The 12,338-nt window shown below is 61.2% G+C and carries 11 protein-coding genes; 7 read left to right on the forward strand and 4 right to left on the reverse strand.

What is annotated here, in order from left to right; genetic code table 11:
- Positions 1–58: 58 nt before the first annotated feature.
- Complete coding sequence (locus QP512_RS00770) at positions 59–2,167, forward strand: peptidase domain-containing ABC transporter (protein ID WP_286070570.1); 2,109 nt, start codon at positions 59–61, stop codon at positions 2,165–2,167.
- Positions 2,168–2,741: 574 nt separating this feature from the next.
- Here the strand turns inward: QP512_RS00770 and QP512_RS00775 are convergent.
- Entirely contained in the window at positions 2,742–3,248 is a 507-nt protein-coding gene (locus tag QP512_RS00775; protein ID WP_286070571.1) for a hypothetical protein, read from the reverse strand.
- 299 nt (positions 3,249–3,547) lie between these two features.
- Positions 3,548–3,970 (reverse strand): integrase core domain-containing protein, encoded by a 423-nt coding sequence (locus QP512_RS00780; RefSeq protein WP_286070572.1) that lies wholly within the window; start codon positions 3,968–3,970, stop codon positions 3,548–3,550.
- Positions 3,971–4,080: 110 nt separating this feature from the next.
- Between QP512_RS00780 and QP512_RS00785 the strand changes: the two genes are divergently transcribed.
- The 6 genes from QP512_RS00785 to QP512_RS00810 all read left to right on the forward strand — a co-directional run bounded on the left by QP512_RS00785 (position 4,081) and on the right by QP512_RS00810 (position 9,397).
- Positions 4,081–5,790, forward strand: a complete 1,710-nt coding sequence (locus tag QP512_RS00785) for a hypothetical protein (RefSeq protein WP_286070573.1) — start codon at positions 4,081–4,083, stop codon at positions 5,788–5,790.
- A 97-nt stretch (positions 5,791–5,887) separates the two neighbouring features.
- On the forward strand, positions 5,888–6,463 hold the full coding sequence (locus tag QP512_RS00790; RefSeq protein WP_004153562.1) for an Ax21 family protein: 576 nt from the start codon (positions 5,888–5,890) through the stop codon (positions 6,461–6,463).
- A 127-nt stretch (positions 6,464–6,590) separates the two neighbouring features.
- Complete coding sequence (locus tag QP512_RS00795) at positions 6,591–7,355, forward strand: helix-turn-helix domain-containing protein (protein ID WP_286070574.1); 765 nt, start codon at positions 6,591–6,593, stop codon at positions 7,353–7,355.
- Positions 7,356–7,426: 71 nt separating this feature from the next.
- Positions 7,427–7,795, forward strand: a complete 369-nt coding sequence (locus QP512_RS00800) for a VOC family protein (protein ID WP_286070575.1) — start codon at positions 7,427–7,429, stop codon at positions 7,793–7,795.
- Between the two features lie 124 nt (positions 7,796–7,919).
- A complete protein-coding gene (locus tag QP512_RS00805; RefSeq protein WP_286070576.1) occupies positions 7,920–8,894 on the forward strand; it encodes a Dyp-type peroxidase in 975 nt (324 codons plus the stop codon).
- A 92-nt stretch (positions 8,895–8,986) separates the two neighbouring features.
- Positions 8,987–9,397 carry a hypothetical protein gene (locus tag QP512_RS00810; RefSeq protein ID WP_286070577.1) on the forward strand — a complete coding sequence of 137 codons (411 nt, stop codon included), beginning with the start codon at positions 8,987–8,989 and terminating at the stop codon, positions 9,395–9,397.
- A gap of 102 nt (positions 9,398–9,499) precedes the next feature.
- On the opposite strand, the gene pnuC is transcribed toward QP512_RS00810, so the two are convergent.
- Positions 9,500–10,072, reverse strand: coding sequence for a nicotinamide riboside transporter PnuC (pnuC, locus tag QP512_RS00815; RefSeq protein ID WP_286070578.1), 573 nt, complete (start codon positions 10,070–10,072; stop codon positions 9,500–9,502).
- 8 nt (positions 10,073–10,080) lie between these two features.
- Positions 10,081–12,270 carry a TonB-dependent siderophore receptor gene (locus QP512_RS00820; protein ID WP_286070579.1) on the reverse strand — a complete coding sequence of 730 codons (2,190 nt, stop codon included), beginning with the start codon at positions 12,268–12,270 and terminating at the stop codon, positions 10,081–10,083.
- Positions 12,271–12,338: the final 68 nt, after the last annotated feature.

Raw genomic sequence — 12,338 nt, forward strand, 5'->3', positions numbered from 1 at the left:
AGAACAGAACTCCCAGGTGGCGCCAGATTGATCGACCTAGGCGCTAAAGGTAAATTGAATGCGCATTCTTCTTCAATCTGAGGCCGCCGAGTGCGGCTTAGTGGCACTAGCCATGATCGCCGATGCCCATGGTCATTCGGTTAGCCTAATGGAGATGAGGCAGCGCTTTTCTTTTTCACTCAAGGGGGCGAGGCTTTCTCAAATAATCGAAGCGGCGCAGCACCTTGGCCTCTCGGGGAGGGCCCTTCGCCTTGAAATCGAGAACCTTGGCGAACTGAGGACACCCTGCATACTGCACTGGGACCTAAATCATTTTGTGGTATTAAAGAAGGCATCAAAGTCGGGAATATTTATTGCCGATCCCGCCTTCGGGGAAAAATTCGTCAGCCTCGAAAGTGCCTCAAAGCATTTTACGGGGATCGCTCTCGAGCTCACACCGAATAGCGACTTCCTCGCCAGAAAATCAGCCCCCTCCATTTCGATTAAGCAACTAACCGGCAAGGTTAGCGGGCTTTGGAAAAGCCTGATTTCCGTCCTTGGCCTTTCGCTTGCACTTCAAGTCTTCGTTGTAACCGCCCCATTCTTCCTTCAGTGGACGATCGATCAGGCGTTGGTGTCAGCTGACCGAGATCTCCTGACCATCCTGGCGCTAGGATTCGGACTGTCACTTGCCGTGCAGGTTGTGATTAATCTGGTTCGGGGGGCCGCGGTTGTTCACCTCTCGTCCCAGCTAAGCATTCAGTGGATGGGAAATATTTTTGCCCATCTAGTTAGGTTGCCATTGGAATTCTTTGAGAAAAGGAATCTCGGAGACATTACTTCGCGAGCGGCATCAGTACAGTCCATCCAACGGACAATGACCACGTCATTTGTTGAAGCGATAATAGATGGCTTGATGGCCGCCGTGACAGTCGGGCTTATGCTCGCATACAGCTGGAAGTTGGCAGCGATTTCCTGCGCAGCGATGTGTATCTATCTTGCATGCCGTGCAGCCGCCTTCAGTAGAGTTCGGAGCGATACTGAACGCCAGTTGATCTCTTCAGCGCGACAACAGGGTCACCTCCTTGAGTCAATCAGAGGCATACAGAGCCTTAAGATTGCAGGCCAGGAAGCATCAAGGACCGCCGTTTACAACAACTTAGTTGTTGATTCGGTCAATAGAGAGGCTGGCTTAGCAAAGCTTGGGATTTTATTCGCAGCCAGCAGCCAAGGGATCTTTGGGTTCGAGAGAATCGCTGTTATCTGGCTTGGGGCAATTTTCGCGCTGGATAATATTTTTTCTGTTGGCATGCTTGTAGCTTATCTTGCATACAGAGATCAGTTCGCGCAGCGGACGGGATCCCTGATTGATCGCCTGGTTGAGTTCAAAATGCTTCGCCTCCATGGCGAGCGACTAGCTGATATCGCCCTAACCCCTCCAGATTCTATTGTCGACGCCATTAACACCCCCCCCCCAGCAGGAAAGATTGATGTCCGAAATGTATCTTTTCGCTATGGCGATGGAGAGCCATGGGTGGTTAGAAACTGCTCATTTGTAATTGAGGAGGGGGATTCTCTAGCCATTGTCGGCGCCTCCGGCTGTGGCAAAAGCACTCTTCTAAAGCTCATCCTGGGACTCTTGAAGCCCACGGAAGGAGAGATATTTATTGGTGAAGCTGGGGTCAATTCAACCAATCCGGAAAACGCGCGTTCGCATATGGCCGCCGTGATGCAGGAAGACCAGCTATTTGCTGGCAGCATATCGGACAACATTTCCTTCTTTACCAGCCCAGTTGACCAGGATCTTGTCCATCAATCGGCAGGACTGGCATCCGTCAGCGAGGATATCGAGGCCATGCCCATGGGCTATTTCAGCTTAATTGGTGACATGGGAAGTTCCCTCTCCGGCGGACAGAAGCAAAGAATCCTTCTCGCCAGGGCTCTATATCGACAGCCAAAGATCCTGCTACTCGACGAAGCAACGAGCCACCTGGATATTGTTCGTGAAAAACTAGTAAATGACTCCATAAAAAAGCTTTCACTAACAAGATTGATCATCGCACACCGCCCAGAAACGATTGCTAGCGCCGATCGCATCATAGTGATGGAGAATGGGGCAATCTGCCAAGAGATCGTACCTCCGCGACCAGCAGATAGGGAGGCCACAGAACAAATCAGCATGGCTTAGATTGATTAGTAGAGCATGGGATTTTCAGTTACAGCTAGCAGCCTTGCTTTACATCTAATGGCGCCTCACATCTGAGCAGGCACGCCAATGGGCTGAAGTAGTTCGGCTAGAGCGAGGGCCCCTGCCTGGTGGCCTACCGCGTCGGCGCTACGGATCCGGCAAAGAGATCGTGGCGTTGTCGGTCGCCTACTGCCTCCAGGGCATCGGGCAGGTCCACTTCCGCGTGCGTAGGCTGGCGGCCCCCGCAGCCAGCCGCCTTGCACCAGGCAATGGGACCCAGTACCGAGCTCAACCAATAGGGGCACATTGCTTGTCATGTCCGCTATCGGCCAGAAGCGGACACCGACCAATGCTCTGCCACGCGAGGGCGAAACTCCATCCGTTGCCACCGGTAGCCAGTGCCAACTGTTCCAAGTGCAGAACTCGCCTCGAAATTATCCGCGTTTGTCCACACTTTTTGCGGGGCTGCCAGTGGTGTGCTTCCCGCTCAAAAGGCGTGGCGGGAGTACCAGTACGCACTGCAGGCGCAGCTTGTTCAGCGCTGATATGCCCGCTGATGCGAGCGTGCAGACATTCAACTATCGCCTAGTGGGCAGTGATTAAGAATAGTGCTGCCGTCAGCGGTGATTGACCATTTCAAGCTTGCTCCTGCACCTGCGTACACCGTGTCAACCTCCCACGCGAGGAAGCCGGAGGCTTGAAGTGCGAAGCGGCGGCTTTCAGTGACATCTTCTATGCTTCCCCTCTCGGCGAGATCCCTCAGGTCGCCGAGGAATACGCTGAGCACCATGTCTGAAAGGCGATCAAAGTCTGAGGCCGGAATCTTGCGCCTTCCAACAGCGACGAACAGATCGGCCAGCATCTTTGGTTTATGTAGTGGGTCCGCGCGGTTGAGCTTGTCCAGCAGCAACTCGCCTAACCGCTCTCGCTTTGCTTCTGTTCCAGCGAGTTCGTCGACGACACGGGCTCGTTCGCTGGCCGATAGGTTCTCAGCGCCGACCAGGAACCGGGCTACTTTTGCGGCGTACAGACGATCACTTATCGCCGCCGCTCCCTGACGTACGGCAAGCACAATGGACACTACGGGTACCTTACCCAGGACGTTCTCGTCTAGCGCCGCTTCCCATACTGCCGAGGCCACATCCGCTGTAAGGCTGGCGGTGGGGCCGGCGAGAGCGCCTATCAGGTTGGCAGGGATCTTCATACGGCTAGTGCCTAGGGGTGAGTTCGGATGAGTTTTACCACGCCATCTCAGTGAGTTCTGCCCCTCAGCTCGTACTTGGGGCAATTCGTGTCCAGAAAAGTGTCGACTATCCAAGAGAAGCTTTGCCTAAAGAAGATCTGATCTGGCCCCCTGAAAACGGACGCCATGAAGCCGTTTCATGCGACAGCCGGGAGCTGCCGGGCGTAGTTGTTAGGCGAGCGATAGCCCAGCGCCGAGTGTAGCCGGGCTGGATTATAGAAGCCGTGGATGTAAGCAGCGATGGATTGGCTGGCTTGTTCCCTACTGGCGTAAGGCTCGGCAGCCTCTTCTGTCTTGAGCGTCGCAAAGAAGCTCTCGGCCACCGCGTTGTCCCAGCAATTGCCAGGCCGGCTCATGCTTTGGACCACGTCATGGGACTGCAGCAGCTGGCGAAACTGGTTCCCCCAGTACTGCCCACCACGATCTGAATGGAAGATCAGGCCGGGTCGTTGTGGATGCAGAGCCCAAGCATTGGCAAATGCTTTCACCACCAGCTCTTCAGTCAGGCGCTTGGAAACGCTGTAGCCCAGCACCTGCCGGGTCTGGACGCTGATGACCACGGCCAGATGCAGCCATCCCTGACGGGTGGGGACATACGTGATATCCCCGACCCACGCCGTCGGTCCGGTTCCGGGCCGTGCGGCCATCTCCCGCCATGAGGGAGATGGCAATGACTCCAGACCAGTTAAGGGATCATCTAAGAACGCTAGATCTGTCAGCAGAAGATAGGTCCTTCGCACTCGAGCTCTTCGGCCAGGACCCAGGGCGCAGCGTTGGCGCATATGCGCTGGACAATGTGATCGTCGACTTCTATTCACGAAAGTGTCGCGATGTGCGCAGGCTGGAGAGTCACACAGTCGAGCAAACATTTGCATTTGAGCTAGAGCTTGATCCTGACGTCATCTCATACGTTTGCCAGGTGACTTGCTATGGCATAAGGCGCGGCAATCATGTGTGCACCGCCCATGCGGACTTCTTTGTGGTTCGACGGTCCTCCGTGGAAATCGTCGAGTGCAAGTCCATCTCTAAACTCAGGACGCTAGTGGAGAGAAAGCCCGATGAGTGGATACTGGACGATGGGAAACATCGCAACCTGGTGTATGAACGATGGGCTGCATCCCATGGAATCGACTACAAGATCTGGGCCTCGCCAAGCAACATCAGTCGATACCACAGGAACTTGCAGTTCATCTACCAGAACTGGGATGAAGATCTCTCAATGGTACGCCGAGAGGGCTTTGCTGCAGTGGAAAAGCAGCTCTCCATGGGGCCAAAAAGCATCGCGTTCCTTATGGAGAAGATCCCTTGGTTCAACACTGGGGTCGCCGCAGGACTCTTGGCAGATAGGCTAGTCCACGGGCCCATAGAGCACATACCGATTACCGACACACGCAACTTTCTCTTAAGCCTAAGTCAAGAGCAGGCGGAAGCAATTGCGGCCGAGTGCAGCAAGAACATCGACAACTTGTATGCCGAAGCTAGTGGCCCAGCTTCGCTCGCAAGTTCAGTTGATGTGGAAAAGGCAATTGCAAGACTGAAGAAACTTGAATGCATTGCTCGTGAAGGAAAGCGAGCGACACCCAAGATGAGGAAGTTGGAGGAGCGGGTGAGACTAGCGCGCGCAGAGGGTCGCAATCCTTTAGATGATCTCATCACCAACTACGCAAAGTCCGGGAACCGATCGAGTCGTCTCACTCGCGCGCAATCAGAGCTTGTAAGTGGAGTCATAGGCTCACATTGGCTAAAAGGCAAGGTTGCGACGCTAGCCGATCTGCATCGAGAGCTAGCACTGCAGTGCAAGTGTGCTGGCGTTCCTGTGCCTGGTCGGAAGGCGCTCGTCAGAAGAGTGAGATCCGTTTCAAGGGAGCAACGCGACCTTGCTGTTGGCGGAAAGCGAAACTATCAAGCAAACAGGCCGCGTTCCGATGCTCGGTTTAGGTCAGGCCAGGCGCTTTCCGTACATTCTGTCCTGCACATCGATGCAACCAAGGTCGACAATAGAGTCTTCACACACGAAGACGAAGGGCAGCAAGACCACTGCCCGATACTCTACTGCGGCCGTGACGAAGCGTCGTCCAAGGTTATGGCCCATGCCTTTGTCTTCGGTCCTGCTCGGCGCGAAGGGCCTCTAATCCTGCTGAGAAACTATGTGCGCAAGCATGCGCAGCTTCCACACGTGATCGTCATCGATCGAGGCACTGATCTGAAGTCAGCCTTAGGCGAGCTCTGTCGAACCTATGGCATCTCAATACTCACAGTTCCCATAGTTCGGGCACAAGTGACCAACTATGAGCACGTGGCTACTAGCGGTGGGATAGGGAGTTCCCTGAACGGGAGCCTTATTTACATACCAGTCAGTTCAATATTCAGGATCGATTAGACCCCCTAACGGATAATTCACACCTGTCGACCGCCTCCTCTCTCTCCCCCTCCCGGGAGGCGGTTGACGAAACCAAAATAATTAAAGGTGTGTCCCGATGAACAAGAATTCGCTGCTCGCCCTGGGTCTTCTGGCTGCTCTGCCGTTCGCTGCATCGGCGACCGATGGCCTGTCGTACAACTACGTTGAAGGCGGCTACGTGAACACCGATGCCAAGGGCGGCGACGCCGACGGCTGGAAGGTGAAGGGTTCCGTGGCGGTGCACCCGAACTTCCACATCTTCGGCGACTACAGCGCGCAGGAGACCGACAAGTTCAAGAATGACGTCGACCAGTGGCGCCTGGGTGTCGGCTACAACTACGGCATCGCACCGAACACCGACCTGGTGGCCCGTGTTGCGTACCAGAAGTACGACGAGAAGCGCGGCCTGGACTTCAACGGCTACTCCACCGAAGTGGGCGTGCGCACCGCGTTCAACCCGTACGTGGAAGGCTACGTGATGGCCGGCTACGAAGATTTCAGCAAGAAGCACGGCTACAACCCGGACGGCGAGTTCTACGGCCGCGTGGGCGCCACCGCCAAGTTCAACCAGAACTGGGGCCTGAGTGGCGAAGTGAAGCTGGCCAAGGCCGGCGACCGCGAGTGGTTCGTGGGCCCGCGCTTCACCTGGTAACAAACGCCTGTCGTTAGTGCGTGTTGTGCTGGCGTGTGACTCTCTCTCTCTCTCTCCCACACGCCAACCGAAGCCCGGCCTCGCGCCGGGCTTCACTTTTATGGGTCGTGTGGCGCCACAATGCGGCATGGGCGACCCTTCCTCTCTCGCAGGTACCGGCACGGCCTACCAGGAGCATCCGGCGCCTGCGCCGCTGCGTGGCCATTTTGGCCAGCTGTGGCAGAGCCAGCTTCCTGCCGATGCCGACGGGCACATCACCGAGCTGCCTGATGGTTGCGTGGATATCCTCTGGCGCGACGGTGCGCTGTTCGTTGTCGGCCCCGATCGCGTTGCAGCGCATCCTGCGCTGGCACCGGGTGCGCAGGTACTCGGCGCGCGCTTCCGCCCTGGCCAGGCGCTGGCGGCGCTGGGCCTGCCCTTGGCCGACATCATCGGCCAGGCCGTGCCGCTGGTGGATCTGAAAGGCACGTGGGCGCTGAAGGCTGCCGCCTCCATCGGCGATACCGCGCCTGCACAACGCCTGCATCGGATGGCGCACTGCCTGCAGCAGCACATGGAAGCCGCCGCGCTCGACACCCCGGCGCAGCGTGCGCATGCATTGTTCCAGGCACTTGCCCGAGGTGATGCCACGCTGGATGAGCTACCGGCACGCTTGAACCTGAGCCCACGCAGCCTGAGGCGCCTGAGCCAGTCGCAGCTCGGGTATGGGGCGAAGACGCTGGAGCGGATCCTGCGCCTGCAACGTTTCCTGCGCCAGAGTCGCGCGTTGCCACGGCATCCGTTGGCGATGCTGGCTGCCGAGGCCGGCTATGCCGACCAGGCCCATCTCAGCCGCGAGGCGCGCGAGCTGGCCGGCATGACCGCCAGCGAACTGCGCCTGGAATGGGGGTAATGATGGCCGTTTCGTTCAAGACCTCGATGCCGCGCTGATGGAAGCTGGGGCTCCCACCACGGAGCCACGCCATGAATCCTGCCGCGCCCCACGATGCCGAACGCCGCATCGACAACATTGAATTCAACGTCGCTGACATCGCGCGCAGCAAACGCTTCTACGGCGAGGTGTTCGGCTGGCACTTCACCGACTACGGGCCGGCCTACACCGAGTTCGACGATGGTCGCCTGAAGGGCGGCTTCGTGTCTGACGCACCAGTGCGTGCACACGGGGGGCCGTTGGTGATCCTGTACTGCGCAGACCTTGCCGATGCCCAGCAGCGCGTGCTCGCCGCCGGTGGCGAGATGGTGCAGGCGGCGTTTGCGTTCCCCGGTGGCCGCCGCTTCCACTTCCGCGATCTGGATGGCTACGAACTGGCAGTCTGGAGTGATGCGGGCTGACGCCTTCGCGCTTTCTAGCGGTGGACGGAACGAGAACCGCTCCGTCGCCGGTCAGGTGGTTCCGCTATGATCGCCCGCACATCGCCACGCGCGATGCGCCCGCCTCAAGCCAGCAGGAACCGCCGTGAACTCCCAGCCCGCACCGATCACCGCCCTCAACCACACGCTCGACAACGAGCCACAGCAGATCACCGCGCCGCTCACCCATTCGGCGGCGTTCCTGGTGCTGAAGGTGAAGGATGACGAGGCCTCGATCGCGAAGGCACGCGAGGTGCTCGCCAGCACCGACGACCTGATCAAGAACACCGCCATCCGCGAGATCGAGCGGACCTTCACCTGCAACGTGGCCATTGGTCATCGCGTGTGGCAGCCGCTGGTCGGCACCACGCCGCCGCGCGAACTGCACCCGTTCCGCAAGATCAAGGGCGCCACCCACACCGCCGTGTCCACGCCGGGTGACCTGCTGTACCACATCCGTGCACGCACCATGGACCTGATCGTGGCGTTCGAGCGCAACCTGCTGATGGCCTTTGGTGACGCGGTGGAAACGGTCGATGATGTCGCCGGTTTCCGCTACTTCGATGGCCGCGACCTGCTCGACTTCGTCGATGGCACCGCCAATCCGGAAGGGCTGTCGTTGCCGGAAGCCACCATCGTGGGCGATGAGGACCCGGACCACGCCGGCGGCAGCTACGTGGTGGTGCAGAAGTACCTGCACAATCTTGGTGCGTGGCGCGCACAGAAGACCGAGGCGCAGGAAGCCATCATCGGCCGCACCAAGCACGACAACATCGAACTGGACGATGCGCCGGCCGATGCGCAGAAGTCGCACAAGACGCTGTGCACCATCGAGGATGCCGACGGCGAGCACGAGATCCTGCGTGACAACATGCCGTTCGCCAACCCGGGCCGCGGCGAGTACGGCACCTACTTCATCGGCTACACGCGCCGGCTGTGGGTGATCGAGAAGATGCTCGAGCGCATGTTCATCGGCAATCCCGCGCCGCTGCACGACCGCATCCTCGATTTCTCCACCGCCACCACCGGCGTGACCTTCTTCGCGCCCTCGCGCAAAGTGCTGGCCGACCTCGGCGATTGATCGCGCCGGGCCATCACGGCCCGCCATCTGCCTGTCATCTATGGCGCCGACCATGGCGCGCTGGATGGGAGTGCAGGAGGCAGGCGACGGCCATGACTGGGAACGGGACCAACGTGCGGCGCTGGTGGCGGCCGTTGGCCGCGTTGTTCGGCGCATTGGCACTGGGGAGTGCCTCGGTGTCCGCACAGGAAGCGCCTGCGCACTGGATGGCCTATGCCGCTGCGGTAGGGGGCCAGCTGCAGCAGCGCCTGCAGCAGGAGCAGGACCCGCAGGCGCAGCGCGTGGTGGAGTGGCTGCGGGCACACCCGGATACACCTGCGCCGCTACCGGTGAGCCTGTGGATTGCGGCGGACGGTCGCATTTCGAAGCTGGAGTTCGACAGCCTGGGTGACCGCCAGGTGGATGCGGACCTGCGCGCGACCCTGCAGGCGGCGCCGTTGCAGGCCGCACCGCCGGCGGACATGCGCCAGCCGCTGCGGTTGGGCCTTGTGCTAACCCAGTAGATCCACGCCATGCGTGGATATGCCTGGTAGATGCCGACCTTGGTCAGCAGGCGCGCGCCAACCCAGGTTGGCGACTGCCGGCGCCCAGCCCGGCCATCCGCATCAACGCACCGGCGCCACCTGCGGTTCGCGTGCGGCCGCGCTCCATGCGCGCAGGCCGAACACGGCCAGCCCGAGGAAGAACACGTACAGCGCGGCGGTCACATGCAGCGACTTGAACAGATACGCGCCCACGTAGACCACGTCCACCCCGATCCACACCCACCAGCAGGCCACGTGGCGGCGCGCCTGCCACCACTGGCCAACCAGGCTCAGTGCGGTCAGCATCGCGTCCAGCCACGGCAGCGCGGCGTCGGTGAAGGTGTGCATGCCGGCTCCCAGCGCCACGCCACCGCACAGGCCGATGGCCAGGTCGCGCAGCAGCGTGCCGCGTGCCAACGGCACGATGCGGATGCTGCCTTCATCGGCGGCGTGCTGGCGCCAGTTGAGCCAGCCGTAGACCAGGAACCCACCGAAGGCGACCTGCAGCAGGGTGTCCGAGTACAGCTTGGCCTCGGCGAATACCAACCCGTACAGCGTGACCGACAGCAGGCCCACCGGCCATGCCGACAGCCGGCGCCTGGCCATCAGCCAGACGCCGAGCACACTGAACAGCGCGGCGGTCCACTCGAGCATCACGCCGCTCACAGCGCGAACGTCACCGACAGGCGCGCCTGTCGCGGTGCGCCGGGGAACAGGTAGTAGTCACCGCCGCTGCTGCCGGTATCGCGCCAGTAGAAGCGGTTGAACACGTTGTCCACCGACAGGTTCCAGGTCACCGCACGCTCGTGCAGGCGATGCTGGAAACGCAGGCCGGCGTCGAACACCGAGTAGTCCGGTGCACGCACGCCGCCGTCGGCGCGGGCCACGTTGGCACCGGCATAGCGCCAGCCACCGGTCACGTCCAGGCCCTGCACGAACGGCAGCGCATAGGCCACGTGCACACTGGCCCGCACCTTCGGCACGTTCACCAGCTGATGGCCTTCATAGGTGGGCGTGCCGGTATCGCGAGCGCGCGCCTGCAGCACGCTGGCACTGGCCACGATCTGCAATGCGTCCGTCAGCTGGCCGTTGGCGGTCAGCTCCAGGCCGGTGTGGGTCTGCGTGCCTTCTTCGACGAAGGTGTAGCCGACGTCGCTGTTGTCCGGCTTTGCGTACTGGTACGGCTGCGAAATGCGGAACACCGCCGCGCCCAGGGTCAGCGCTTCGACCGGCACGTACTTCACGCCCACTTCCAGCTGCCGCGACTGCACCGACGGCAGGAAGGTGTCGGCATTGCTGGTCCAGAACGGTGCTTCCTGGCCCAGCGAAATGCCGCGCACGTAGCTGGCGTAGGCATTGAGCTGGTCGGTGGCCTTCCACACCACCGCAGTCTGCGGCAGGAAGCGCGAAAGGCGGCTGTGCCGCTGCGGGACGCCACGCTTGTCGTAGGCGCGCTCGTCGAGGCGCACGAAGCGGCCACCGGCCAGCCACTGCCAGTCATCGCCGAAGCTCATCCGGTCCAGCGCGAAGAACGCGGTCTGGCGGCTGTCCAGACGCCGTGCGGACGGGCCGGGCATCTTCGGCGACGGTTCGAACACCGGCACCGGTGCTTCGTGGATGTTGCTGGTGCCGACGTACTCGTTGACGCTGGGGCGCTTGTCCACGGTGCGGCGGAAGTAGTCGGCACCGATGGTCAGCTGATGGCCGACGCTGCCGGTCTCGAAGCGGCCGCGCAGTTCGGCGCGCGCCTGCTGGTTGCGGCGGGTGTCATCCGGGCTGCGGTAGTCGTAGATGTCGTAGTCGCCGTTGGGCGCGAAGTAGTTGCCCGGCACGCTGCCATCGGCGCATTGCGTGGCGTAGTAGCAGCCGTAGGCGAACGCGACGTTGTCATCGATCACCGAGCGGCTGTGGCCGACCGAGACACGCGACTGCCAGGCGTCGCTGAAATCGTAGGTGTGCAGGGCGGTGATGTTGGTGCTGGCGATATCCACCGGGCGCTGCCACGGCTGGTAGCCCAGCAGGTGCTCGCGGTCGACGCCACGCGGCAGTTCGCGCGCGCCCAGCAGCTGGTAGCCCGACACCGAGCGCTGCGAGCTGGTCTGGTAGTTGGCATCCACTTCCAGCTTGCCGTGCTCGCCGATCAGCCAGTCGGCCGCCAGCGAGTAGACGTTGCGGCGGCCATCGGCGTGCTCGACATAGGCGTTGCTGGAATCCCACGCGGCGTTCAGGCGCAGGCCGAAGCGCGGGGTGATCCAGTGGCCGACATCGACGGCGACATAGCGCGAGCCTTCCGAATCGGTGCCGAGCGTGGCGGTGCGCACTTCGGCCGGGCGCTTGCCGATGTAGTTGATGATGCCGCCAGGCGCCATCACGCCTGCGGCCAGGCCGGCTTCACCCTTGAGGATTTCCACCGACTGCACGTTCTCCAGCGCCAGGCGCTGTTCGCCGGCGATGGACAGCCCGTTGAAGCGGTAGCCGGTGGCGGGGTCCAGTGCGAAGCCGCGGATGGCGATGTTCTGGTAGTAGCCCACCGGCGCATACGCATCACCCAGCGAGGCATCGTTGCTGGCCAGTTCGGACAGCGAACGTACCTGGCGACGGTCGAGGTAATCGCGCTCGAGCACGTTCACCGACGCCGGCGTGTCCTTCCAGCTGCCGCCACCGAAGGCGTTCACGCGCGAGGTGTCGGCCTTCGGTTTGCCGGCCTGCACGCGCACTGCTGCCAGCTCGGTCGGCGAGCGTTCGGCGCCGGTGGCAGCCGCATCGGGGGACGCCTCGGCCTCGCTGGCGTGCAGCGGCAGCGCGGCGCAGAGGGCGAGGGAGAGCAGGGTGGGGCGCAGGCAGCGGTTCATTCGGTTCGTCTTCGGACAACAAGGGAGACGAAGCGACGGCGCGCAGGTGCACCGGCCCATGACGGGGG

The organism is Stenotrophomonas sp. 57, assembly GCF_030291075.1.
Taxonomy (GTDB): domain Bacteria; phylum Pseudomonadota; class Gammaproteobacteria; order Xanthomonadales; family Xanthomonadaceae; genus Stenotrophomonas.